Genomic DNA, 22716 nt, shown 5'->3' with positions numbered 1-22716 from the left:
GGGCGGCCGTCACGTTCCCGCCACGGGAAGCGTGTGATCGGGGACCTCCGGATGTTTGCTATTGTTTTCCACGTCGCCGGGCCGAGTGCCGGGCGGCGAACACCTTGTCCGGGTGGCGGAATGGCAGACGCGCTAGCTTGAGGTGCTAGTGCCCTTTATCGGGCGTGGGGGTTCAAGTCCCCCCTCGGACACCATGCAGACGCCTGTGGGCGGCACGACCGGGAGACCGGCGGTGCCGCCCACAGGCGTCTGTGGCGTCTGGGCGTCCTCCGCTGTGCTTCGGCTTCGGCTTCCGGAGGCCGGGGCCGTCAGCCGCCGAGGATGGCGCGTTTCTGCGTCTGGAACTCCTCCTCGGTGAGGATTCCCTGCTCCTTCAGTTCGCCGAGCTGCTTGAGCTGCTCCAGCTTGCCCGCCATGTCGCCCGTGGGGGCGGGCGGCGGCGGGGCTGCGGGAGGCGCGGTGGCGGGCGGCGGGGCGGGCGCGGGCTCCTGGACCGGGGCCTGTCCGTAGTCCTGCTGGGCCCATCGGCCTTGCTGCCGTCGCGCCACACGCTGTGAGACCGCGGTGGCCGTGCCCGCGACGACGGCCGTGCGTACCGCTCCACGCAGTAGACCGGGCATGATGCCGTCCCTTCGATGGCTCCTGGGCCTCCATTCGACCACCGTGCCGGGAGTGCCGCACGCCGTGCCGGGGCCGGTGCGCCGCTCCGTTCGGCCGGGCCGTCCGCGAGAGATCGCGGACCTGCGCGTGCCCCTCCCCCAAGACCGGAAGCCCTGGTGACGGGCGCGAGGCCGGGCTTCGGGGAGGCCACCGCGAGCGGGAGGGAGTGACGGGCGATTGCGCCGACTGGTCGCGCCCCGCATGACAGGGCCGGCGCTTCGGGGCAGCGTTGCCTTCGCACCGCTCTCCGCACAGACGAGGACGCTCACCATGGCAGATCTCCGGCGGCACGGCATCCGCGCCGGCGCCCTGTTCCTTCTGCTCGGCGCCGCGGGCTGCTCCGGCCTGACCCCCACAGCGGTGGGCTCGTTGGTGTACACCACCCCCGACAACAAGGTGGTGCAGCTCGACAGCCCGTCGGTGGACGGCTGCCACCATCTGCCGCCCACGGGTGCCAGGTCCGTCGCCAACAACACGCTCAACGACGTGATCCTGCACACCGGCCCCGGCTGCAAGAACCTGGAGGGCACGGAGAGCTACTACCTGGCGACGAAGACCAGCAACCCCGGTATGCCCGACGCGGAGCCGTGGATGAGCTTCACCGTCGTCGGCGGCAACGCCTGACCGGAGGTCATCAGGGGCCGGGCTCCCCGGCGTCCAGGGAGGCCAGCACGGCCTGCACGGGGATCCTGCCACTGGCGACGAGCCTGCCCCCGCCCCGGCGTACCGCGACCGCGAGGGGTGCGGCCCACAGGTTCTCGTAGACCAGGACGGCGGCGGAGCTGCCCGGTTCGAGGACGGCGGCGGCGTCCGCGAGGTCGTCCTCGCCGAGCAGGCCGGAGGAGGCGCCCTGGAACACCTCGAGTTCACCGAGTCCCTCGGCGGTGAGGTCGGCGATCTCCAGGCCGGCGAGGCTCCCGTCCGCGTCCTTGCGGACGAAGGTCAGGTCGAGGATGCGGACGAGCCCGCGGTCCACCAGGTCGAGCAGGAGGGGGAAGGCCTCGCCGGTCATGCGGTTGCCGGGGAACTCGATCACCACGTAGTCGATGGGGCCCATCTCGTCGATTGGGTCGCTCACGGCACTGCTCCCTTCCCCCGTGCGATCCCCCGTGCCATTGGACCACCGGGACGGGGCCGGCGCACCTCGGCCCGGGCCCTGCCCGGGAGCTGATGCGCCGCCAGTCGGCGCGCGCCCTCGGGCTCAGGCGGTGAGCTGGTACAGACTCTTGGAGACCAGCACCAGCCCGATGACCAGGCACAGCCCGATGATCGCCTGGTCCTGGTGGCCGTCGAGCCAGGTGCGCAGGGCGCGCAGCCGGACGCGGGCGGATTGCGGGGCGAACAGGGCGTAGACCTCCATCGTCAGCAGGCCGGCGCTGGCGATCAGGCAGTAGGCCAGCAGCGCCAGACAGGACTCGAGGTGGGACAGGTCGGCCTCGACGACGGTCGCGGCGCCCGCCGCCACCAGGCCCCACGGCTGGAGGAGCACGGCGAGGCCCGCGGACGACCAGGCCGAGACCCGCTCCAGGCGGTTCGCCACCCGGGACGGCCGGTGGGGACGTGCCGCGCGGCGCCTGCGGTGCTCGGCGTAGCCCACCAGCCCGACGCCGACGGCGAGTTTGCCGGCGAGGGCGGCCGTCGAAGGAGCGGACTTCGGCTCCGGGGGCTCTCCTCCCGTCAGCAGCAGCACCGCCGCGACGACCGCGACCAGGCAGGCCAGCCAGGCCACGATGAAGGCCAGGCCCTTCCACACGCCGCCGCGGGTGCTCAGCACCAGTACGAACGCCATCAGCGGGAACGGGAACAAGGTGACGGCCAGCCCGATCAGGACGAGGTCAAGGACCATCGCCGCCCCCCGCCGGGGGCCGGGGGTACGGGGGAACGGCCGGCCGCTTCCATGCGGTCATGGTCACCGGGGCCGCCCGCGGGCACAACTCCACGGCCCCGGGTCCGACTCGCCGGGCCCATGGGCCGGGCTTACGTTTGAGGTGGCCGGCGCACCCGCTCACTCCCGGCGGGGCCGTGCGGCCCGGAGGACGGTGACCGCCATGACCGTGGACGCCCGGTGGCGATCCCCCGGGGAGCGGGCCGCGCACGGCAAGGCGGCCCGCAAGAGGGCGCCGCGTTCCGCGCACGCCGGGTACGAGCCCGCGGCCGACCGGGCCGATCCGGTGGACGTCGTGGCGGAGCAGTCGGAGCGGCGCGTGCCGGAGCTGGTGCCGATCCGCTACGGCCGCATGATCGAGTCGCCGTTCCGCTTCTACCGCGGGGCGGCCGCGGTCATGGCCGGGGACCTGGCGCACACGCCCCGCTCGGGGCTGCGGGCCCAGCTGTGCGGGGACGCGCACATGCTGAACTTCCGGCTGCTGGCCTCGCCGGAGCGGCGGCTGATGTTCGACATCAACGACTTCGACGAGACCCTGCCGGGCCCCTGGGAGTGGGACGTCAAGCGCCTGGCCGCCAGTCTGGTCATCGCGGGCCGCGCGAACGGCTTCTCGGCGGACGAGCGCGCGGGGGTGGTGCGTGCTGCCGTCGGCGCCTACCGCCGCCGGATGCGCGGCTTCGCGGGGATGGGCAACCTGCAGGTCTGGTACACGCGTTTCGAGGCGGACCAGTTGCAGCAGCAGTTCGCGCCGATGCTGGGCGGCGAGGACGTGGCGCGCTGGGAGCGTGCCCGCGCCCGGGCCCGGGCGCACGACACACTGCAGGCCTTCGACAAGCTGACGCGGGTGATCGGCGGCAGACGTCTGATCGCCCCCGATCCCCCGCTGTTGCTGCCGCTGCGCGACCTGCTCGACGGCGACGCCCGCGCCGCCCTGGAGAAGGAGATCGCCCGGCTCGTCGAACGGTACGGCCACACCCTGCAGCCCGACCGCCGCTTCCTGCTGGAGCAGTACCGGCTCGCCGACTGCGCGCGCAAGGTCGTCGGGGTCGGCAGTGTGGGTACCCGCTGCTGGATCCTGCTCCTGCTCGGCAAGGACGACGAGGATCCGCTGTTCCTGCAGGCGAAGGAGGCCGAGGAGTCGGTCCTGGCCCCGTACGCGGGGGCGGGGCCGTACCGTTCGCAGGGCGAGCGGGTGGTCGCCGGGCAGCGCCTGATGCAGGCGACCAGCGACATCTTCCTCGGCTGGGAGCGCCTGTACGGCGTCGACGGGCGTCAGCGCGACTTCTACGTGCGGCAGTTGCGCGACTGGAAGGGCATCGTGGTGGCCGAGAACCTGACCCCCGGCACGATGACGCTCTTCGGTGAGGTGTGCGGCGCCACGCTGGCCAGGGCGCACGCGCGGTCCGGTGACCGGATCGCGATCGCCGCGTACCTGGGGGGTTCGGACGTCTTCGACCGGGCGGTCGCCGGGTTCGCCGAGGCGTACGCGGACCAGAACGAGCGGGACCACCGGGCGCTCGTGGAGGCCGTCCGCGACGGACGCCTCCGGGCGGAGAGCGCCTGACGCCCTCAAGGAGACGCGGGCCCGGGGGCGTTCGCGTCTGCGGCGCTCGTCACGGCCGCGACGACGCGGGACGAGGCGCTCGCCCGGGCGGCGGCAGAGGTGGGATGTCCGGGCCCTGCGGCAGCAGTTCGGCCGCCACGAAGGCGACGACCACCGCGAGCACCACGACCGGCACCGACTCGACGTTGCCGAGCAGGAGCACCACGAGCACCACGCTGCTCACCGGCAGGCGCATCGCGGCGGCGGTGGCCGCCGCCATACCCGCCGCCATCGCCGGTACGACCCCGAAACCCGGCAGCGGGGCGGCCAGGAGACCGGCGGCGCCGCCGAGGAAGAGCGAGGGGAAGATCGGGCCGCCGCGCAGGCTGCCCAGGCACAGCGCGTAGCCGGCGCCCTTGCAGAGCAGCACCGCGACCAGGGCTCCGGCCGGCCAGAGGTGCGGGTCGGCGGCCATCTGCGCCAGCGCCGTCTGCCCGGAGGATGCGACCTCCTCCGGTGTGCGGCCGGTGGCCAGCGCGTACACGGCGGCGCAGGCGCCGGCGGCGAGCGCGCAGAGCACGGTGTGCGGCAGCGGCCGGCGGGAGACGAACACCGCTGCGGCCTTGCCGCCGGTGACGATCAGATGCACGGCCAGCCCGACCACGAGGCCGAGCAGGACGCCCCACACCACGTCGCCCGCGTCGAGCGTGGGCGGGCGGGGCAGGCCGATGTCGAGGTGGGACGTCTTCAGTCCCGTCCAGCGGCCGAAGCCGGTGAACACGATGTCGCCCACGCCGCTGGCGAGCAGGGCCGGCAGCATCACGGCGAACAGCTGCGGCCCACCGACCCCGGCCACCTCCATCAGGAGCACTCCGGCCACCACCGGGTTGCCGAAGATCGTGGCGATCGCCGCCGCGGAACCGGCCGCGCCCACCAGGGCGTTGCTCTGCGGCGGGGTGGCCGGCGTGCGGACCAGGTCGCGGAAGAGCAGCGCCAGTCCGCCGCCGAAGGCGATGAGCGGGGCTTCGGGGCCGAGCACCGCGCCCAGCGGCAGTGCCGCCAGGGCGGCGAGGACCACGCCGGGCAGGGCGGAGGGGGTGAGCCCTCCGGTGTGCAGACCGCCCGCCGGGACGTGGCCGCCGCGGCCGGGCAGGCGGGTGACGACCAGGCCCACGATCGCACCGGCGAGGGTGAGCAGCGGCAGCGGCCACCACCACGGAGGCGCCTGCAGGCCGAACTGCCCCGGCAGCACCTGCCACAGCAGCCGCTGCAGTTCGTGCAGCGCGACGAGGAACCAGAAGGCCAGGAAGGACACCGGGATGCCGATCACCGCGGAGAACACGAGCGTCCTGCGGTACGCCGGACGGCGCAGCAGTTCGCGCAGCTCGTCGGCTTCCTGGGGCTGGCTCCCGGGGTGGCTGATCGCCGGCCTCCTCGCTCGCGAATGGGGCGGAACGGGTGATGTCCGGCGAGACTACCGACGCGGGGCCGCACGGCGGCGCAGGCCACGCTGGACGTTAGGGTGAGCCGACCGCGCGAGGAAGCGCGGCCCCGACGTATCTGGAGGTGCCATGGCCGCCCCCACCTGGGTCGCCGTGCCGGACGACTCCCCCTTCGGCGTCCACAATCTGCCGTACGGGGTGTTCACCACCGCGGACCGTCCGCAGGAACGCCGGATCGGCGTCGCCATCGGAGACCACGTGCTCGACGCGGGCGCCGTCGCCCGCGCCGCCGGAGCGGGAACGGCCGGGCCGGAGGCCGGGCTGCTGACGGCTCCGACGCTCAACCCGCTGCTGACGGCGGGGCGTTCCGCCTGGACGGCGGTGCGGTCGCTGATCACCGCGTGGCTCACCGACGAGGCCCACCGGGCGGCCGTCGAGCCGCACCTGCTGCCGCGCGGCTCCGTCACGCTTCATCTCGCGTTCGACGTCGCCGACTACGTCGACTTCTACGCCTCGGAGCACCACGCCACCAACGTCGGCCGGATCTTCCGCCCGGACGGGGAGCCGCTGCCACCCAACTGGAAGCACCTGCCGATCGGTTACCACGGCCGCAGCGGCACGATCGTCGTGTCGGGGACGCCGGTGGTGCGCCCCAACGGGCAGCGCAGGGGCGCCGGTCTGTCCGCCCCGTCCTTCGGGCCGTGCGAACGGCTGGACTTCGAGGCCGAGCTCGGTTTCGTCGTCGGCGGTCCGACGGCGCAGGGCGAGCCGGTGCCGCTGGCGGAGGCCGAAAGCCACGTCTTCGGGGTCTGCCTGCTCAACGACTGGTCCGCCCGCGACATCCAGGCCTGGGAGACCGTGCCGCTCGGCCCGTTCCTCGGGAAGTCCTTCGCGACCTCCGTCTCCCCCTGGATCGTGCCGCTCGACGCGCTGTCGGCGGCGCGCGTCGACCCGCCGCCGCACGACGTGGGGATCCTGCCCTACCTGGACGACCGGGACGCCGGGACGCCGCCGCGCGGGCTCGACATCGCCGTGGAGGTCCGGCTGCGGGGCGAGGTCGTCTCCCGTCCGCCGTTCTCCACCATGTACTGGACGTACGCCCAGATGCTCACCCACATGACCGTGAACGGCGCCTCGTTGCGGGCGGGCGACCTCTTCGCCTCGGGCACCGTCAGCGGCCCGCGGCGCGCGCAGCGGGGCGCGCTGATCGAGCTGACGTGGAACGGCGAGGAACCGCTCGTTCTGGCGGACGGCACGAAGCGGACGTTCCTGGAGGACGGTGACGAGCTGGTCATCTCGGCGACCGCCCCGGGGCCGGACGGCACCCGCATCGGCTTCGGCGAGGTCGCGGGCCGGGTGGTGGCGGGACCGGTGCTCGCGTGAATTGACCTGCTCACGGGTCTGTCCGAGTCCCGGGTCGGCGTGATCTCCTACGCCTGACGGCGCGGCGTCCGGCCACGGCGCGCCGCGCCGTCGCGTAGGTACGCACGCCCGCACCGAGACGACCCGGACCCGCAGGGGAGCCATGTCCGAGACGCTGCCCTCCGCACCCGCCGAGGACGCCGGCCGCGCGTCCGCACCGCCGCTGCCCCGGCAGGTGCGGATCGGCTACGGCCTGGGGTCGCTGGGCACCGGCACCTTCGGCACGGTGCCGGGGCTGATCCTGCTCTACTACCTCACCAATGTGCTGGCCGTCCCGGCGGCCGTGGCGGGCGCGGCCGTCTTCCTCCCCAAGGCGTGGGACGTGCTGATCAACCCCCTGGTGGGCGCGGCGGCCGACCGCAGCCGGCTGCAGGGCGGTTCACGACGGCCGTTCCTGCTGGCCGGGGCGCTGACGCTGCCGCCGCTGTTCGCGCTGGTCTTCGCGGCGCCGCCGCTGCGCGGTGCCGCGGCCGCCGGCTACGTGGCGGTGCTCTTCCTGCTGGCCGCCACCGCCTACGCGGTCTTCCAGGTGCCGTACGTGACGATGCCCGCGGAGATGACGGAGGACCCGGACGAGCGCGCCCGGATGCTGGGCTGGCGCGTGGGGTTCCTCGGGGTGGCGATCCTGCTGTCGGGGGCGCTGGCACCGGCGGTCGCCCACGAGAACGGCGACACCCCCGCGAGCTACCGGCTGATGGGGGCGGTCGTGGCGGTGCTGCTGCTGGCCGGAATGCTGGGCGCCTGGCACTTCACCCGGCGCGCCCCGTCGGTCGCCCGCAGCGAGCCGGAACCCTCGCTGCGGGCGCAGTTGGCGGCGGCCCGGGACAACCGGCCGTTCCTCTTCCTGGTGGGGATGTGGACGCTGCAGGCACTCGCCGTGGGGATCATGCTGGCCGGGGTGCAGTACTACGCGACGTACACCCTGGGCGCGGCCGGGGCCGTCACCCCGCTGTTCGTCTGCATGATCGGCCCGCTGGTGCTGGTGATGCCGCTGTGGAACCGGCTGGCCCGGGCCCGCGGCGTGAAGTACGCGCAGTGGTGCGCCTCGCTGCTCTTCGTCGTCGCCGCCGCCCTGCTGGCCCTCACCCCGTACGCGGGGCCGGGCCTCGGCTACCCGGCGGTCGCGGCCGTCGGGATCGCCTACGCGGGGCTGCAGTTGCTGCCGCTGACGATGCTCGCCGACACCCTGGCCGCGGACGCGGTCCGCACGGGCCGGCGGCGGGCGGCCACCTTCACGGGGCTGTGGACGGCGGCCGAGACGCTGGCGTTCGCGCTGGGCGCCGGGGCGTTCGCACTGGTGCTGGCGGTGAGCGGGTTCCGTTCCTCGGACGCCGCGCACCACGCCGACCAGCCTGGCTCGGCCCTGACCGGCATCAACGCCGGCATGAGCGTGCTGCCCGCGGTGCTCGCCGCCGCGAGCCTGTGGCTGCTCCACCACTACCGGGAGGACCCCGCCGGTCCCGCCCCGCAGACCCCTGTCCGCACCGACCCGCCCGAGGACACCGACGACCATGCCCAGTGAGCCCGTTCCCTCTCCCGCCCTCCCGCAGGCCAGCCCCGCCGGCGAGGTGCTGGCGCGGCTGGCCGATCTGCGCGCGCAGGACGCCCCCACCCGCGGCGGCCGCACCTTCGCGTACGTCTACGACTCCGGGCTGTCCGGCGTCGACGAGCTGGCCGCTTCGGCGTACACGGAGTTCGCCACCGTCAACGGGCTGGACATGACGGTCTTCCCCAGCGTCGCGCGGCTGGAGAACGACCTGGTCGCCGCCGCCGTGGCGCTGCTGGGCACGCCCGGCGCCCAGGGCACCTTCACCAGCGGCGGCACCGAGTCGATCCTGCTGGCCGTGAAGACCGCCCGGGACCACGCCCGCGCGGTGCGCGGGGTGACCGCGCCCCAGCTGGTCCTGCCCTCCACCGCGCACGCCGCCTTCCACAAGGCCGCCGCCTACCTGGGTCTGGAGACCGTGGTGGTGCCGGTGGACCGGGACACGCTGCGGGCCGACGCGGCGGCGACGGCGGCCGCGATCACCGACCGCACGGCGCTGGTGGTGGCCTCGGCGCCCTCGTACGCCCACGGGGTGGTCGACCCGGTCGCGGAGATCGCCGCCTCGGCGGCCGCCCGCGGTGTGCTGTGCCACGTCGACGCCTGCATCGGCGGCTGGCTCCTGCCCTACCTGCGGCGCGCCGGGCGGGACGTGCCGGACTTCGACCTGTCGGTGCCCGGGGTGACCTCGCTCTCGGTGGACCTGCACAAGTACGGGTACGCCGACAAGGGCGCCTCCGTGGTGCTCTACCGGGACGCCGCGCTCCGCCGCCACCAGTACTTCGCGCACGCGGGCTGGCCGGGCTATCCCGTGGTCAACCCCACCGCGCAGGGCACCAAGTCGGCCGGACTGCTCGCCCAGGCGTGGGCGGTGCAGCGGCACATCGGCGAGGACGGCTACCGGGCGCTCGCCGAGCGCACCGCCGCGGCGGCCGACCGGCTGCTGCCGGGACTGCGTGCCGTCGAGGGCGTGCGGGTACTCGGCGATCCGCAGGCCGGGCTCGTCGCGTTCACCCTGCTCGGCGCCGACGGCGCGCCGGATCTGAGCCTGCTGCTCCACCTCGCCGACGAGATGCGCGAACGCGGCTGGTACCTGCAGCCGCAGCTGTCCTTCGACGGGCTGCCGCCCAACCTGCACCTGACCCTGACCCCCGCGGCGGCCGGGCTGGTCGACGCGCTCCTCACCGACCTGGACGCGGCGCTGAAGGCGGCGCGCGCCCTGGAGCCGGTGACGGTGGACCCGGCGATCGCGGAGTTCGCGGCGGGGCTCGACCCGGACACCCTGGGGCCGGAGGAGGTGGAGGCGGTGCTGGCCTTCGCTGGTATGGGCGGAGGCGCCGCGCTGCCGCGCCGGATGGCCCCGGTGCTCGCACTGCTCGACGCGCTGCCCGTCCCGCTCAAGGAGCGGCTGCTCACGGAGTTCGTCGGGGCGGTCTTCCGCGTCTGACGGCACGGGCGCGTGTCGGCGGGCGGCGCGGGACCCCCGGCGCCTCGCGGCCGTGACGACCGGACGGCGCCCACCGGCCGCCCGGTGCGGTCCGCGTGTGCACACGGCGCCTCCGCGTCGGGGGGCCTCGAACCCGGCCGGTCCGGACCCCATGGCCACTGCCGGGCGATCCGCGATGTCGGCGTGGGAGCCGGCGCGGGAACCGAGTCCTCGGGCACCTCACAGCCGAAGACCCCCGGATGAACAGCACCTGGGAAGGCCGCGCGGTGGGCGAGTTCGCGTGACACGCACGCCTCGGCGGGACCCACGGATCCGACCGGGCCAGGCGTGCGGCGCAGCACCAAGGCCGCACGGATCGCGAGGGGGACGCCAGGGGCCTCAGGTCTCCGCGGCAGAGCAGCACGACGCGCCCGCACCCCCCGCGGGGGCGCCGGCCCTCCAAGAGGTCGAGGCCGGCCACAGCCGCGCAGGCCGCAAGATCGGCGCGGGTCCCTGTCGGCCGGGCGACGCCACCGCAAACCGGGCGCGCCAGGAGACCGGCCCGGTGGACGGGTTCGCGCACGCCTCGGGGGCCCCTTGGAACCGCCCAGGGCGACAGCGCGGCGCACCTCCGCGCAGGGCCGCGACGGCGACGCAGAGGACTGCGGGCCCCTCACGGCCGGGCAGTATCCGGAGTACGTCCGCCGCCGCGAGCGGGGCATCGGCGTGCCGGACGCCCCAGGACGCCGAGACGGTGGGCGAGTTCGCGGAGCGCATACGGCCGGTCAGTGCCCAGCGGGCGTCTGCCGCCGCCGCGCGCGGACCTCGGGAAACCGAACGCGCCCAGAAGGCCTGCCCGGCAAGCGAGTTCACACGGCCGCACGCCTCGGCGCGCCCCATGCAACCGGCCAGGGCGACGCCAAGGGACGCAGGCCACGCGGTCGGCACAGCGCTTACGCACCCGCAAGGTGCGCGGAGGCGACGCGGGTGCGACGCGGGCCCATCGCGGCCGGGCAACGCCCCCACGAACCGGGCGCACCCGGGAGGTCGGCCACGGAACCGGCCCGCCGCGCGGCGCGTCAGCGTTCGCGGCCGCGTGGCTTCAGGGGTGTCGCGGGCATTTCCGGGGCCGGCAGGCGGTCGCCGTCGTAGCCGTGCACGGTGCCGAAGGCGCTCCCGGAGTTCCACTCCTCGCGTGCGCGGGCGATCTCCTCTCCGCTGCGGGCGACGAAGTTCCACCACATGACGAGCTTGTCCTCGAACGGCTCGCCTCCCAGCAGCATCAGGCCCGCGTCGGAGTCCGCGCGCAACGGCAGTGCGGTCCGGCCGCAGCCCAGGTAGAGCATCGAACCGGCCTCCACGGGCACGCCGTCCACGTCGGCCCGGCCGGACATCGACAGCACCGCGTACTCGAAGTCCCGCTCCAGCGGCAGCGTCACGTCCGTGCCGGCGGCCAGGGCGAGGTCGGCGCCGACGATGGGGGTGTGCACGGTGCCGGGCGAGGCCGCGCCGTCCAGCCCGCCGAGGATCACCGTGGCGGTGAGGCCGCCGCCGCCCCGCAGCACCGGCAGGTCGGCGTGGTGCTCGAAGGCGGGCTCGCCGTGCCGTGCGGCCTCCGGGAGGGCGACCCACAGCTGGGCGCCGTGCAGGAGGCGGGCGTGCTCGCGCGGGGACTCCTCCGAGTGGGCGATGCCCCGGCCCGAGGTCATCAGGCCCAGTTCCCGCGGGCGCACGGTCTGCAGGCTGCCGAGGGTGTCGCGGTGCAGCACCTCGCCCTCGTGCAGCCAGCTGACGGTCTGCAGCCCGATGTGCGGGTGCGGGGGGACCTGCATACCGGGCCGGCCGGCGATGTCGTCGGGACCGTAGTGGTCGACGAAGCACCAGGCGCCGACCATGCGGCGGCCGAGGTTGGGCAGCAGGCGCCGTACGGCGGTGCTCTCGCCGAGCGGCACGAGGCGTCCGGTGAGCAGGTCGTGGACGGGCTTGGCGGACACGTCCTCGCGCCCGCCGCACGTGGCGGGCACGGGATGGACATCGAGGTTGCTCATGGCGCGATCATGCCTCGCGGCGCTGCTCGGGGACGAGCACCGCGGGGATGTCGGTCTCCAGCCCGCGCAGGTACTCGCCGAGTCCCTTGGCCTGCGGGTCGGGGCGCGTGGAGGCGGCGACGCCTTCGCCGAGCAGGCCGTGGACGACGAAGTTCAGGGCGCGCAGGTTGGGCAGCTCGTAGCGGCTGACGGGGAGTTTCGCGGCCTCCGGCAGCAGCGCGCGCAGCCGTTCGACGTCGAGCCAGTCGCGCAGCCAGGTGTAGGCGGCGTCGTCACGGGCCCAGAGGCCGACGTTGGCGTCGCCGCCCTTGTCGCCGGAGCGGGCGCCGACGAGCAGGCCCAGCGGGGCGCGCACGGTGGGGCCCTCGGCCGGCCGGCCGGGCGGGGCCGGGGGCTGCGCGGGGACGCGTGCCGACGTGGCGGGCGGGCGCGGCACGGGGATGCGGGTGCCGTCCTGGAGCACGACCTCGGGGTGGACGAGGGCGGCGGGCACGAGGGCCGGCCAGTGCACGCCGTACTCGGTGGGCCTGGGCGAGAAGTGCTCCATGTGCAGACCGGGCGCGGTGGACAGGCCCGTTCCGACGACGGCGCCGAACAGGGCGCGGCCGACCTTGTCCTTGTCGGGGTCCTTGACGGTGAGGGTGAGCCGGGCGCCGGTGGCGGTGGGCTCGGTGCGGAGGTCGTACGTCCCGAAGCCGGACGGGCCGCCGGTCGCGTCGAGCAGGGATGCCTCGGCGAACCGGGCCTTGGCCTCGATGTCGGGGCCGGCGAGCACGAAGGTGGCCGAATTGCGGTAGCCGCCGTGGTGGTTGAGGCACACCTTGAGGGTGTCGGGGGCGGGTTCGCCCCGGGCTCCGGTGACCAGGACGCGGTCGGTGCCCTCCTGTTCCAGGGTCACGGTGTCGAAGCGGGTGACGACGTCGGGGTTGAGGTAGGCGGGGCGGTCGATCTCGTACAGCAGTTGGGCGGTGACGGTGTCGACGGTGACCGCTCCCGCGGTGCCCTCGTGCTTGGTGATGACGCTGGAGCCGTCGGGCCGCAGTTCGGCGATGGGGAATCCGGGGCGCACGGGCCGCTCGATCTCGGTGAAGAAGGAGTAGTTGCCGCCGGTGGCCTGGGCTCCGCACTCGATGATGTGCCCGGCGGTGACCGCGCCGGCGAGCCGGTCCCAGTCGTCCGTGGCCCAGTCGAAGGCCCACGCGGCGGGGCCGACGACGAGGGAGGCGTCGGTGACGCGGCCGCAGATGACGACGTCGGCCCCGGCGCGCAGGGCCTCGGTGATTCCCCAGGCGCCGAGGTAGGCGTTGGCGGTGAGCGGGCGCACGCCCGCGTCGGCGAGCGGGAGTCCGGTGGCCAGGTGGGTGAACGGGTGGCCCTCGCGCTGGAGTCCGGGCAGCCGGTCGAGCAGGTCGTCGCCCTCCAGGTGGGCGACCGACGGGTTCAGCCCCGCCAGGGCGGCCAGTTCGCGGAGTTTGGCGGCCAGCCCGGCGGGGTTCAGCCCGCCCGCGTTGACGACGATCCTGATGCCGCGGTCCAGGCAGGTGCCCAGGACGTCGCCCATCTGGGCGAGGAAGGAGAGGGCGTAGCCGGCCTCGGGGTCGCGCTGCCGGGCCTTCCAGAGCAGCAGCATCGTCAGTTCGGCGAGGTAGTCGCCGGTCAGTACGTCGATCGGGCCGCCCTCGACCATCTCGCGGGCGGCCGAGAGGCGGTCGCCGTAGAAGCCGGAGCAGTTGGCGATGCGCAGGGTCTCACGTCGCTGGGTCATGTCCCTCGCCGTCAGCGGTGTCGGTGTTCAGATGTGGGTGGGGTGGTGCGCGTGTGGGGGGTCAGGCGGCCGTCGCGCGCAGCGACTCGACGTGGCGGCGGATCTCCTGCGGTGAGAGGTAGATGTCGGTGACCTCGAAGTCCTTCAGCGCGGCCGGCCTGCGGGCCTGGAACCCGGTGCGGACGAAGTCGTCGCCGGCGACGGCGTTGAGGAACCACCCCGCGGCGACGCGGAAGCGCGCGGGGAAGGTGCGCAGGGCGCCGAGGTGGTAGCCGCGGGCGACGACCTGGGCGGGGAGGCCGCTGAGCGGGACGCCGAGGGGCTTGGAGACCGCCTCGATCCCGCCGAGGTCCACCACCAGCCCGAGGTCCCGGTGCCGGTAGGGCTGCGGGGGACGGCCGCGCAGCTCGGCGACCACGTTCTCGGCGACGGCCTTGCCCTGCCGCATGGCGTGCTGGGCGGTGGGCGGGCAGACCGCGCCGCCGCCCACGTCGAGATCGGGGACCGCGGCGGCGTCGCCGAGGGCGAAGACCCCGTCGGCGCCGGGGATGCGCATCTCGGCGTCGGTGACGAGCCGGCCCTTGACGGTCTCGGTGCCGAGGGTGGTCACCAGCGGGCTGGACGCGACGCCGGCGGTCCAGATCAGGGTGCGGCAGGGCAGTTTGCGGCCGTCGGTGAAGGTGACCGTGTCGGGGGTGGCCTCGGCGACGGAGACGCCGAGCGAGACCTCCACGCCGCGCTCGCGGACGATCTGCAGTGCCTTGAGGCCGAGCTTCTCGCCGAGTTCCGGCATCAGGCGGGGAGCGATGTCGATCAGGTGCCACTTGATGAGGGCCGGGTCGAGGCGCGGGTAGCGCTTGACCGCCGCGGTCGTCAGGCGCTGCAGCACGGCGGCCGTCTCGGTGCCCGCGTAGCCGCCGCCGACCACCACGAACTGCAGCCGCGACTCCCGCTCGGCCCGGTCCGTGGTGGCGGACGCCAGGTCGAGCTGCGCGATCACGTGGTCGCGGATGTACGCCGCCTCCGCCAGGGTCTTCATGCCGCGGCCGTACTCGGTGAGGCCCGGGATGTCGAAGGTGCGGGTCACGCTGCCGGGGGCCAGCACGAGGTAGTCGTACCGCTCCGCGGTCTCCTCGTCGGTGATCTTCTTGATCACGACGGCCTTGGCGGCCGGGTCGACCCCGATCGCCCGGCCGGGTATGACCGTGGTGCGGTGCAGCATCCGGCGCAGCGGGACCGCGACCGCCTGCGGGGTGAGCACCCCGGCGGCGACGTGGGGCAGCAGGGGCAGGTAGAGCTGGTGGCTCCAGGGCGTGACCAGGTGGATCTCGGCCTCGTCGTGGTCCAGCCGCCGCTCCAGCCGGTGCGCGCACTCCATGCCCGCGAAGCCGCCGCCGACGACCAGGATCCTGGGTCGCTTCATCACTCGCCTCCCGTAGGACCGTTCGGGGCCCGATTCCCTACCCGCGGCGTGTGCGGATACGCCTCCGGCCACGCTCGCACACGCCTCGTCGCGGCGCGAACGGAGCGGGGGCGGCCGCGAGCGGCACGCTACCGGCCCCGGCGTGCGGAGATGAAGGGTTCGGCGGGACCCGGCCCGGGGGCCGGACGCGGGTCAGCCCGCCGGTCGCACCGAGGCACGGGGCGTGACGCGGCAGCGGGCCGGTCCGCGGGCCTGGAGGGTGATGCCGGCGCCGAGCGGTACGTCCTGGTCGACGGCGGTCAGTTCGTGGCCGCGCAGCAGGACGGCGAGGGCGAGCACGGACTCCAGCAGGGAGAAGTGCTTGCCGATGCAGGCGCGGGGGCCGCCGCCGAAGGGCAGCCAGGCGTAGCGGTGGCGGGCTGCCTCCGCCTGCGGGGTGAAGCGGCCGGGGTCGAAGCGGTCGGGCTCCGTCCAGTGGCCGGGGTGGCGGTGGATCACCCAGGGGACGACGATGACGTCGGCGCCGGCCGGGACGGGGTGGCCGCCGATGCGGGTGGCGGCGACCGAGCGGCGACCGATGACGGGCGCGGCCGGGTAGAGGCGCATGGCCTCCTTGAGGACCGCCGTGAGGTGGGGCAGGGCGTCGAGGTCCGCGGCGCCCGGGAGGCGTCCGCCGAGGACGCGGTCGATCTCGTCCCTGGCCCGGGACTGCGCCTCGGGGTGACGGGCGAGCAGGTGCAGGGCGAAGGCGAGCGAGGTGGCGGTCGTCTCGTGCCCGGCGAGCAGGAAGATCAGCACCTGGTCGCGGATCTCGGCGGGGTCCAGGGGACGGCCGTCCTCGTCCCGGGCCGAGGCGAGCAGGGAGAGCAGGTCCTGGCCGTCGCCGCCCTCCGCGCGACGGCGCTCGATGATCTCGTCGCAGACCGCGTACAGCTCGGCGGTGGCGGTCGCCGCCCTCCGGTTGCCGGGGGTCGGCCAGTGGCGGGGTGTCCGCACCGGGGCGAAGCCGCGCCGCCGGACGTGGTCGTTGACGACCGGCATGCAGCGGCCGACAGCCTCCACGGCCGGTTCCACGGCGCCGCCGAACAGCACGCGGGCGATCGTGCGGAGGGTGAGGCCGTGCATCGCCTCCAGGACGTCGACGGTGCCGTCGGGCGCGGCGTGCCAGGCCGCGGCGAGGGCGGTCGCCTCGGTGGTGACGGCGGTCGCGTAGCCGTCGACGCGGCGCGGGGTGAACAGCGGCTGCAGCAGTCTGCGCTGCCGCTGGTAGTCGGCGTCCTGGCTGGTGAGGAGCCCGTTGCCGAGGGACTGCCGGACCTCCTCGTAGAACGGGTTGTCCTTGCGGAAGCCCGCCGCCTCGGTCGCCAGCACCTGCTGGGCGCCCTCGGGCGAGAACACCGCGTGCACCTCGGCGCGGAGCCCCGGCGGGCCGACGATGAAGCGGACGAGGTCGCCGTGGTCGCGCCGCGCGCGCTCGTAGGTGTCGAGGGGATCGCGCAGCAGGTCGAGCATCGACCCGAGCAGCGGTGCGCCCGCCGGGCCCGGCACCTTCGTGTGAGCGGTCGTCATGATTCGATTCTGCGCGCGGTGCGCCGGCGACGGGGTCCCAGCCCGGGAGCTTGGCCGGAACCCGCCCCGGGGCCGATCATGGGGCGCTGTGGACACCACGGGCACCACGGGGCCCGGAACGGACGGGAGACACCATGGAGGACGCTCCGCTCTCGGCGGACGAACTGCTGGACATCGTGGACGAGCAGGACCGGGTGGTCGGCCGGACGACGCGCGGCGAGGCCACCGCGCGCGGCCTGCGTCACCGCTGCGTCTTCATCCTGGCCAGGGACGGCGAGGGGCGGGTGTTCGTGCACCGCCGCACCGCGCAGAAGCTGGTCTTCCCCTCCCTCCACGACATGTTCGTGGGCGGTGTGGTGGGCGCGGGCGAGGCGTACGACGACGCGGCGCTGCGTGAGGCGGAGGAGGAGCTGGGGGTCTCGGGTCTGCCGCGTCCGACGGCGCTGTTCAGCTTTCTCTACGAGGGGACGGGGGCGGCGGCGGGTCACACCTGGTGGTCCCGGGTCTACGAGGTGCGCTGCGACCTGCCGGTCGCGCCGCAGGCCGAGGAGGTCGCCTGGCACGACTTCGTGACGGAGGAGGAACTGGAACGCCTCCTGCCGGAGCGGGAATGGGTGCCCGACGGTCTGGAGGCCTGGGAGCGGCTGCGCGACTGGCGACGACGAAGGTGACGCTGATCAGCAGCGCCCAGGCGCCGAACTTGGCGAGGGAGACCGGCACCCAGCCGTGCTCCTGGTCGGGGTAGCGCCAGGCGCCCACGTAGGTGGCGGCGTTCTCCGCGACCCACAGGAAGAAGCCGATGAGGACGAAGGAGAGCGCCAGCGGCATCCGCAGGCGCATCCCGTCGACCGTGAAGTGCACCCAGGTGCCCGCGGTGGTCCACAACAGCAGGACGGCCAGCAGCCACCGCGCGTCGGGCAGCCAGTGGTGGGTGAAGAAGTTGAGGTACACCGCCGCGGCCAGGATCGTCATGGCCCGGCGGCGGTAGCCGGTCAGGCCCAGTTCGAACAGCCGCCAGGCGGCGCACACGTAGCTGCCGACGGCCGCGTAGAGGAAGCCCCCGTACAGCGGGACGCCGCCGAACTTGGTGAGCGCGGGTTCGGGGTAGCTCCAGGAGCCCAGGTGCACCTTGACGAGTTCGAAGAGCAGCCCGACGGCGTGGCACACCGCGATGACGGCGACGTCGCGGCCGCGCTCCCAGCCGCAGACCCAGAACAGCGCGCTGAGCGCCACCCCGTAGCAGAGCAGCAGGTCGTAGCGGGCGACGGGCAGCGGGGGCAGCAGCCGCGAGCCGGCCACACCCGCCATCAGCGCGACCGCGAAGGCGCAGCAGCGCGCCTCCGTCCAGCCGAAGAGCACGAGTCCGCGGATGCCGGTGACGATCGGTCCCATGGGGAGGGGGACACCATCGGGCGCCGCCCTGGTTCCGCCCCGGTCGCAGGCGGGGCCAGGGGCTGTGCGGGGCGTCAGTCCAGGGAGCGCAGGGCGGTGTCGACGGCGTCCTCGACGAAGGCCCGGCCGAGGCGGGCCCGGCCGACGACGCGCAGGCCCTGGACGAAGGTGGTGAGGAAGCGGGCGAGTGCGACCGGTTCCTTGTCGGCGGACAGCTCCCCGCGGGCCTTCGCCTTCTCCAGCGCCGCCGCGAGGGAGGACTCCAGCAGACGGAGGGTGATCGCGACGCGGTCCACGGTGCCGGGGTCGTCACCGCGCTCGGTGGCGGCGTTGACCAGCAGGCAGCCCCGTTCCGGGTCCTCCAGGTCGGCCTCGACCATCTGCGTCAGGGCGGCGCGGACGACGGGGCGGATCTCGTCCGCGTTCTCCAGCAGTTCGACGATTCCGCCGGCGTACTGGGAGCAGTAGCGCTCGAGGGCGCGCGCGTAGAGCTTGTCCTTCGAGCCGAAGGCGGCGTACAGGCTGCCGCTGCCGATGGAGAGCTCGGTCAGCAGGTCCTGGAGGGACGTCGCCGCGTAGCCGCGGCGCCAGAACAGGTCCATCGCACGGTCGAGGGCCTGGTCGAGGTCGAACTCCCTGGTGCGCGCCATGGCGCGAGCATACCATTTCTGGATCAATTGATACACTATGGCTCCCGCGGACCACCCGCCCACGGCGCGCCCGGCCGGAGGCCGCTCGGTACTGTGGGGCCGTGATCAAGCATGTGCGGGCCGCGGCCGGGGCGGTCGCCCTGTGGTTCGCCCCGGCACGGGTGCGGGCCGAGGGGACGACGCCCGACTACCGCTTCTCGCTCGCCAACGAGCGGACCTTCCTCGCCTGGCTGCGCACCGCGCTCGCACTGGTCGGCGGCGGCTTCGCGGTCGACCAGTTCCTCCGGGACCTGCGCCGGCCGGTCCGGGTGACGCTCGCGGTGGTACTGGTGGTCGGCGGCGCGATGTGCGCGGTCCGCGCGGTGAACCACTGGGTGCGCTGCGAGCGGGCGATGCGCCGCGGGGACGATCTGCCGGTCTCGCGCTTCCCCGCCGCGCTGGCCGTGCTGGTTGCCCTGGTGGCGGTGGCGATGCTGCTCACGGTGACGCTGGGGTGGGCGGGCTGATGACGGCCCCGGTCGGTGGCACGCCCCGGGATCCGGGGCTGCAGCCGGAGCGGACCCGGCTGGCCTGGCGGCGGACCACGCTGGCCTTCGCGGTGGCGGCGCTGCTGGCCGGGCGCGAGGCGGTGCTGCACGGGGGGTCGCCGGCCGGACTGCTGGGGCTGTCGCTCTGCGCGTCGGCGTGGCTGGCGTTCACCGTCGCCGCCCAGCGGCGGATCGCCGCCCTCGGCTCGGCACGGCCCGCCGCGATGACGGCGGGGACGGCGGCCCGGGCGGTGCTGTGCGTGCTGGTGCCGGCCGTCGCGGGCGCGCTGCTGGTCTTCCTCGGCCCGCGCTGAGCCGAGGGCACTGACACTTGAAGACTTCAAGCTAATGATTTACCATCTCAAGCTTTTGAGTACACTCGCAGACATGAGCGCCCCGACCGCCGCGACGACCACGCAGCCCGCCAAGATCGAACTGCTGGAGCTGCTCGCCGCCATCGGCACCGCCCAGTGGCAGGACTTCGCCGCCGCTGCCGCCCGGCACGGGCTGACCTCCATGCAGGCCAAGGTGCTCGCCCAGCTGGGCGGCCCGGTGCCCATGCGCGGCCTGGCCGAGCGGCTGGTGTGCGACGCGTCCAACATCACCGGCATCGTCGACCGGCTGGAGGCGCACGGCTTTGTCCGCCGCGAGGTGAGCGCTGCCGACCGCCGGGTCAAGAACGTCGTGGCCACCGACCTCGGACGCGAGACCATCCGCCGCGTCCGCGACGAGATGCAGGCCACCCACGGGGCGCTGGACACCCTGGACGAGAGCGAGCAGGCGGCCCTCTACGCGCTGCTGGAGCGGCTGCGCCCGGTCATGGAGGCCCGCGGCAAGGAGCGCTGACGCGAGCCGGACCGGCCGCGGGAGACGGCACCGGCACGGGAGCGGGCCGGCGCCAGGCCGCGCAGCGGGGCGACGAGGGCGCGGACCTCGCGCTCCGCGAAACCGGGCTCCCGCGCGATCACCCGCACCAACTCCCCGCGCACGGGCCGGCCGCGCCCCGCCTCGACCAGGGCCAGCGACTCGGCCAGCGCCGCGGGGAGGTCCGGTCCGCGCCAGGGTTCCGCGGCGTACGCGTCGAACCAGCGCGGCGGCGGGAAGGACGGCTGCAGCTTGGCCTGTTCGTCGCCGAAGTACGACCACACCCCCGGATGCAGGGACACCCCGGCGACGTGCCCCGACGGCAGGGACCGCGCCCAGCCGCCCGCGGTGTTCTGCTGCCAGCGCCAGGTGTTCGGGCTGGTCCGCCGGCGGTGCGTGACGCCCACGAAGCGCAGCTTGCGGCGGATCACCGGCCACGGCTCGCGGCTCTCGCGCACCCAGTCGGCGAGGGCCGCGAACAGCGTGTCGTAGGTACCGCCCTCGGCGACCAGGTCGACCAGTGCCACCGGACGGGTACGGCGGGCCAGAGCGTGCGGCGCGAGTCCGGCCGCGGCGAGGTGCTCGCGCAGGCGGGCCGTGTGCGCGGGCGCCGGGTGCGGGCGCAGACGCAGCGACAGCGGCAGGCGCAGCAGCCGCCCTTCCCGGGAGGAGCCCTCGAAGGCGCCGGTCAGCAGGTCGTACATGCTGTCCAGGGAGCGGCCGACGAAGCACAGGTCGGCGCCGCCCGAGCGGGCGAGCACCTTGCCGGTGCACACGGTCAGTTCGGGCAGGTACCACAGGCTGGGGCGCGCGGCGCCCCCGGTCAGGGTGCCCAGCCGGTCCGGCGGCGCTCCTCCTCGGGCACGCGACAGCGCCCAGCGGTACGGCTGGGGCGGCGCGGCCGCCGGTCCGGTCGTCATGATCCCCAGTGCAGCATCCCGGCTCCGCGCCGGTCACCTGGTTTTCGGTCCGCCGAAACGTTCCGCTTGACGTGTCTCGAACATAGAGTCGCCCTGGGCGCCGCGCGGTGCCCGGCGGGGTGAGGAAAGGGCACACGCGGTGAGGTGCGAGCGATGTTCCTGATCACCGGGATCCCCGCGTCGGGGAAGTCGACCGTGGCGCAGGCACTGGCCGAGCGGCTGCCCCGCTCGGCGCACGTCCGGGGCGACGCGTTCCGGCGGATGATCGTCGGCGGGCGGGCCGAGGCACTGCCCGGCGACGGCACGGGGGACGTCGCGGGGCTGACGGAGGAGGCGTTGCGGCAACTGCGGCTGCGACACTCCCTGGCGGCGGCGAGCGCGGACGCGTACGCGGCGTCCGGGTTCACCCCCGTCCTGCAGGACGTCATCCTCGGTGACGAACTGCCGCGCACGATCGCCCTGTTGCGCACCCGGCCGCTGCACGTCGTGGTCCTCGTCCCCTCCCCCGAGGCGATCGCCGCCCGCGAGGCCGGCCGGAAGAAGCGGGCCTACGGCGCGTGGACGCCCGCCGACCTCGACCGCGCCCTGCGGGCGGGCACCCCGCGGATAGGTCTCTGGCTGGACACCTCCCGCCAGACCCCGCAGGAGACCGTGGACGTGATCCTCCGCCACGCCGGACCCACCGGCTGACCCCGTGGCGCCGCCCCCGCCCCCGCCCCGGCCGTGCGGGGGGGCGCGGTCAGGGGGCCAGGACGTCGAGTTCGCGCAGCGCGCCGACGCAGATCTCGCGCATCAGGCGCTCCGCGGACTCCGCGTCGCGGGCGCGGACGGCCTCGGCGACGCGGACGTGGAGGGTGACCGCCTCGGGGTCGGGGGCGCTGAACATGACGTGGTGCTCGGTGCGCCCGGTCAGCACCTCCGCGACGACCTCGCCGAGGCGGGCGAACATCTCGTTGCCGGAGGCGGTCAGCATCGCGCGGTGGAAGGCCACGTCGTGCACCAGGTACTCGTCGAGGTCCGCTGCCCGGCCGGCGGCGGCCATCTCGGCGGCGAGGACGGTCAGTTCGCGGCACTGCTCCGGGGTCGCGGCCACCGCCGCCAGACCGGCGGCCACGGGCTCGACCGCGGTCCGGAGCGTGGTGAGCGAACGCAGCTGCCGGGGCCGGTCCGCGCCGGCGAGGCGCCAGCGGATGACGGCCGGGTCGAAGACGTTCCACTCCTCGGTGCGGCGCACCGTGATGCCGACACGGCGCCGGGACTCGACGAGGTGCATGGCCTCCAGGACGCGTACGGCCTCACGGACGACGGTGCGGGAGACGCCGTACCGCCGCTCCAGCTCGTCGATGCGCAGCACCGTGCCGGGCGGGTGCGCGCCCGAGGCGATGGCGGGGCCGAGTTCCGCCAGGACACGGGCGTGCAGGCCGCCGTGCTCTCCCTGTCGATCCATGGGCCGATCCATGGGCGACAGCCTATGCGGGAATCGCTTCGTATGACGATTTCATTTCGGGCCCTTGAATAAGTAGTACCTATGGCGTTTCCTGGGTCGGTCACGAAGCAAGGCCAGGCACGCGCACGAGGAGGTACCCGTGGTGACCGAGGCAGGCCCGGAGGGCCCGCACCACCCCCTGGTGGTGGTG

General features: G+C 74.5%; 21 protein-coding genes, 1 tRNA gene and 1 pseudogene. 11 read left to right on the top strand and 12 right to left on the bottom strand.

Annotated features, from left to right (window positions below):
• Window positions 1-106 precede the first annotated feature (106 nt).
• Window positions 107-194 (top strand) — tRNA-Leu (locus OIE69_RS31050).
• 114 nt (window positions 195-308) lie between these two features.
• Here OIE69_RS31050 and OIE69_RS31045 read toward each other — a convergent pair.
• Window positions 309-620 carry an SHOCT domain-containing protein gene (locus tag OIE69_RS31045; protein WP_326577412.1) on the bottom strand — a complete coding sequence of 104 codons (312 nt, stop codon included), beginning with the start codon at window positions 618-620 and terminating at the stop codon, window positions 309-311.
• Between the two features lie 310 nt (window positions 621-930).
• Here OIE69_RS31045 and OIE69_RS31040 point away from each other — a divergent pair, with 310 nt between their 5' ends.
• Window positions 931-1284 carry a hypothetical protein gene (locus tag OIE69_RS31040; protein ID WP_326577411.1) on the top strand — a complete coding sequence of 118 codons (354 nt, stop codon included), beginning with the start codon at window positions 931-933 and terminating at the stop codon, window positions 1282-1284.
• 10 nt (window positions 1285-1294) lie between these two features.
• Here the strand turns inward: OIE69_RS31040 and OIE69_RS31035 are convergent, their stop codons facing one another.
• Both OIE69_RS31035 and OIE69_RS31030 read right to left on the bottom strand, forming a co-directional pair.
• Complete coding sequence (locus OIE69_RS31035) at window positions 1295-1717, bottom strand: DUF6325 family protein (protein ID WP_392567689.1); 423 nt, start codon at window positions 1715-1717, stop codon at window positions 1295-1297.
• A 144-nt stretch (window positions 1718-1861) separates the two neighbouring features.
• Window positions 1862-2506 carry a GAP family protein gene (locus tag OIE69_RS31030; RefSeq protein WP_326577408.1) on the bottom strand — a complete coding sequence of 215 codons (645 nt, stop codon included), beginning with the start codon at window positions 2504-2506 and terminating at the stop codon, window positions 1862-1864.
• A 202-nt stretch (window positions 2507-2708) separates the two neighbouring features.
• Between OIE69_RS31030 and OIE69_RS31025 the strand changes: the two genes are divergently transcribed.
• Entirely contained in the window at window positions 2709-4109 is a 1401-nt protein-coding gene (locus OIE69_RS31025) for a DUF2252 domain-containing protein (RefSeq protein ID WP_326577407.1), read from the top strand.
• 49 nt (window positions 4110-4158) lie between these two features.
• Here OIE69_RS31025 and OIE69_RS31020 read toward each other — a convergent pair whose 3' ends face one another.
• Window positions 4159-5430 (bottom strand): chloride channel protein, encoded by a 1272-nt coding sequence (locus tag OIE69_RS31020; RefSeq protein ID WP_326577406.1) that lies wholly within the window; start codon window positions 5428-5430, stop codon window positions 4159-4161.
• Between the two features lie 229 nt (window positions 5431-5659).
• Between OIE69_RS31020 and fahA the strand changes: the two genes are divergently transcribed.
• The 3 genes from fahA (at window position 5660) to OIE69_RS31005 (ending at window position 9942) form a co-directional block, all read left to right on the top strand.
• Complete coding sequence (gene fahA / locus OIE69_RS31015) at window positions 5660-6913, top strand: fumarylacetoacetase (protein WP_326577404.1); 1254 nt, start codon at window positions 5660-5662, stop codon at window positions 6911-6913.
• Window positions 6914-7055: 142 nt separating this feature from the next.
• Entirely contained in the window at window positions 7056-8474 is a 1419-nt protein-coding gene (locus OIE69_RS31010) for an MFS transporter (protein ID WP_326577402.1), read from the top strand.
• Entirely contained in the window at window positions 8464-9942 is a 1479-nt protein-coding gene (locus tag OIE69_RS31005) for a pyridoxal phosphate-dependent decarboxylase family protein (RefSeq protein ID WP_326577400.1), read from the top strand. Before OIE69_RS31010 ends, OIE69_RS31005 begins: the two co-directional genes overlap by 11 nt.
• Before the next feature lie 1058 nt (window positions 9943-11000).
• On the opposite strand, the gene OIE69_RS31000 is transcribed toward OIE69_RS31005, so the two are convergent.
• From OIE69_RS31000 to OIE69_RS30985, 4 genes are all read right to left on the bottom strand, one after another.
• A complete protein-coding gene (locus tag OIE69_RS31000) occupies window positions 11001-11969 on the bottom strand; it encodes a pirin family protein (protein WP_326577398.1) in 969 nt (322 codons plus the stop codon).
• A gap of 7 nt (window positions 11970-11976) precedes the next feature.
• Window positions 11977-13734, bottom strand: coding sequence for an acyclic terpene utilization AtuA family protein (locus OIE69_RS30995; protein ID WP_326577396.1), 1758 nt, complete (start codon window positions 13732-13734; stop codon window positions 11977-11979).
• Between the two features lie 61 nt (window positions 13735-13795).
• Window positions 13796-15157 (bottom strand): NAD(P)/FAD-dependent oxidoreductase, encoded by a 1362-nt coding sequence (locus OIE69_RS30990; RefSeq protein ID WP_326577394.1) that lies wholly within the window; start codon window positions 15155-15157, stop codon window positions 13796-13798.
• A gap of 192 nt (window positions 15158-15349) precedes the next feature.
• Window positions 15350-16726: a cytochrome P450 gene (locus OIE69_RS30985; protein ID WP_326577392.1), complete on the bottom strand. Its 1377-nt coding sequence runs from the start codon at window positions 16724-16726 to the stop codon at window positions 15350-15352.
• A gap of 134 nt (window positions 16727-16860) precedes the next feature.
• On the opposite strand from OIE69_RS30985, the gene OIE69_RS30980 reads away from it, so the two are divergent.
• Window positions 16861-17397, top strand: coding sequence for an NUDIX hydrolase (locus OIE69_RS30980; RefSeq protein ID WP_326577390.1), 537 nt, complete (start codon window positions 16861-16863; stop codon window positions 17395-17397).
• Window positions 17398-17449: 52 nt separating this feature from the next.
• Here the strand turns inward: OIE69_RS30980 and OIE69_RS30975 are convergent.
• Window positions 17450-18034 (bottom strand): annotated as a pseudogene (locus OIE69_RS30975) (DUF817 family protein); the annotation flags it as partial.
• Window positions 18035-18192: 158 nt separating this feature from the next.
• Window positions 18193-18768 (bottom strand): TetR/AcrR family transcriptional regulator, encoded by a 576-nt coding sequence (locus tag OIE69_RS30970; protein WP_326577388.1) that lies wholly within the window; start codon window positions 18766-18768, stop codon window positions 18193-18195.
• Between the two features lie 101 nt (window positions 18769-18869).
• Here OIE69_RS30970 and OIE69_RS30965 point away from each other — a divergent pair, with 101 nt between their 5' ends.
• The 3 genes from OIE69_RS30965 to OIE69_RS30955 all read left to right on the top strand — a co-directional run bounded on the left by OIE69_RS30965 (window position 18870) and on the right by OIE69_RS30955 (window position 20141).
• Complete coding sequence (locus tag OIE69_RS30965) at window positions 18870-19274, top strand: YidH family protein (RefSeq protein WP_326577386.1); 405 nt, start codon at window positions 18870-18872, stop codon at window positions 19272-19274.
• Window positions 19274-19609: a DUF202 domain-containing protein gene (locus tag OIE69_RS30960; protein WP_326577384.1), complete on the top strand. Its 336-nt coding sequence runs from the start codon at window positions 19274-19276 to the stop codon at window positions 19607-19609. The genes OIE69_RS30965 and OIE69_RS30960 overlap by 1 nt, the downstream gene beginning before the upstream one ends.
• A gap of 73 nt (window positions 19610-19682) precedes the next feature.
• Complete coding sequence (locus OIE69_RS30955; RefSeq protein ID WP_326577382.1) at window positions 19683-20141, top strand: MarR family winged helix-turn-helix transcriptional regulator; 459 nt, start codon at window positions 19683-19685, stop codon at window positions 20139-20141.
• Here OIE69_RS30955 and OIE69_RS30950 read toward each other — a convergent pair.
• Window positions 20084-21079 (bottom strand): hypothetical protein, encoded by a 996-nt coding sequence (locus OIE69_RS30950; protein WP_326577381.1) that lies wholly within the window; start codon window positions 21077-21079, stop codon window positions 20084-20086. The genes OIE69_RS30955 and OIE69_RS30950 overlap by 58 nt on opposite strands.
• Window positions 21080-21232: 153 nt before the next feature.
• Between OIE69_RS30950 and OIE69_RS30945 the strand changes: the two genes are divergently transcribed.
• On the top strand, window positions 21233-21769 hold the full coding sequence (locus OIE69_RS30945; RefSeq protein ID WP_326577380.1) for an AAA family ATPase: 537 nt from the start codon (window positions 21233-21235) through the stop codon (window positions 21767-21769).
• 49 nt (window positions 21770-21818) lie between these two features.
• Here OIE69_RS30945 and OIE69_RS30940 read toward each other — a convergent pair whose 3' ends face one another.
• Window positions 21819-22526: a FadR/GntR family transcriptional regulator gene (locus OIE69_RS30940; protein ID WP_326577379.1), complete on the bottom strand. Its 708-nt coding sequence runs from the start codon at window positions 22524-22526 to the stop codon at window positions 21819-21821.
• Between the last annotated feature and the right edge of the window lie 190 nt (window positions 22527-22716).

Origin of the sequence: Actinacidiphila glaucinigra (assembly GCF_035918135.1) — a bacterium.
GTDB lineage: Bacteria > Actinomycetota > Actinomycetes > Streptomycetales > Streptomycetaceae > Actinacidiphila > Actinacidiphila glaucinigra.
This window is presented reverse-complemented; position numbering and strand designations above follow the sequence as displayed.

Coding starts and splice junctions, on each gene's coding strand:
- fahA (WP_326577404.1), top strand. CDS start 5,660: ATGGCCGCCCCCACCTGGGTCGCCGTGCCGGACGACTCCCCCTTCGGC.
- OIE69_RS30990 (WP_326577394.1), bottom strand. CDS start 15,157: ATGAAGCGACCCAGGATCCTGGTCGTCGGCGGCGGCTTCGCGGGCATG.
- OIE69_RS30995 (WP_326577396.1), bottom strand. CDS start 13,734: ATGACCCAGCGACGTGAGACCCTGCGCATCGCCAACTGCTCCGGCTTC.
- OIE69_RS30960 (WP_326577384.1), top strand. CDS start 19,274: ATGACGGCCCCGGTCGGTGGCACGCCCCGGGATCCGGGGCTGCAGCCG.
- OIE69_RS30945 (WP_326577380.1), top strand. CDS start 21,233: ATGTTCCTGATCACCGGGATCCCCGCGTCGGGGAAGTCGACCGTGGCG.
- OIE69_RS30985 (WP_326577392.1), bottom strand. CDS start 16,726: ATGACGACCGCTCACACGAAGGTGCCGGGCCCGGCGGGCGCACCGCTG.
- OIE69_RS30970 (WP_326577388.1), bottom strand. CDS start 18,768: ATGGCGCGCACCAGGGAGTTCGACCTCGACCAGGCCCTCGACCGTGCG.
- OIE69_RS31005 (WP_326577400.1), top strand. CDS start 8,464: ATGCCCAGTGAGCCCGTTCCCTCTCCCGCCCTCCCGCAGGCCAGCCCC.
- OIE69_RS30955 (WP_326577382.1), top strand. CDS start 19,683: ATGAGCGCCCCGACCGCCGCGACGACCACGCAGCCCGCCAAGATCGAA.
- OIE69_RS30980 (WP_326577390.1), top strand. CDS start 16,861: ATGGAGGACGCTCCGCTCTCGGCGGACGAACTGCTGGACATCGTGGAC.
- OIE69_RS31045 (WP_326577412.1), bottom strand. CDS start 620: ATGCCCGGTCTACTGCGTGGAGCGGTACGCACGGCCGTCGTCGCGGGC.
- OIE69_RS31010 (WP_326577402.1), top strand. CDS start 7,056: ATGTCCGAGACGCTGCCCTCCGCACCCGCCGAGGACGCCGGCCGCGCG.
- OIE69_RS31030 (WP_326577408.1), bottom strand. CDS start 2,506: ATGGTCCTTGACCTCGTCCTGATCGGGCTGGCCGTCACCTTGTTCCCG.
- OIE69_RS31025 (WP_326577407.1), top strand. CDS start 2,709: ATGACCGTGGACGCCCGGTGGCGATCCCCCGGGGAGCGGGCCGCGCAC.
- OIE69_RS31000 (WP_326577398.1), bottom strand. CDS start 11,969: ATGAGCAACCTCGATGTCCATCCCGTGCCCGCCACGTGCGGCGGGCGC.
- OIE69_RS31035 (WP_392567689.1), bottom strand. CDS start 1,717: ATGGGCCCCATCGACTACGTGGTGATCGAGTTCCCCGGCAACCGCATG.
- OIE69_RS30950 (WP_326577381.1), bottom strand. CDS start 21,079: ATGACGACCGGACCGGCGGCCGCGCCGCCCCAGCCGTACCGCTGGGCG.
- OIE69_RS31040 (WP_326577411.1), top strand. CDS start 931: ATGGCAGATCTCCGGCGGCACGGCATCCGCGCCGGCGCCCTGTTCCTT.
- OIE69_RS30940 (WP_326577379.1), bottom strand. CDS start 22,526: ATGGATCGACAGGGAGAGCACGGCGGCCTGCACGCCCGTGTCCTGGCG.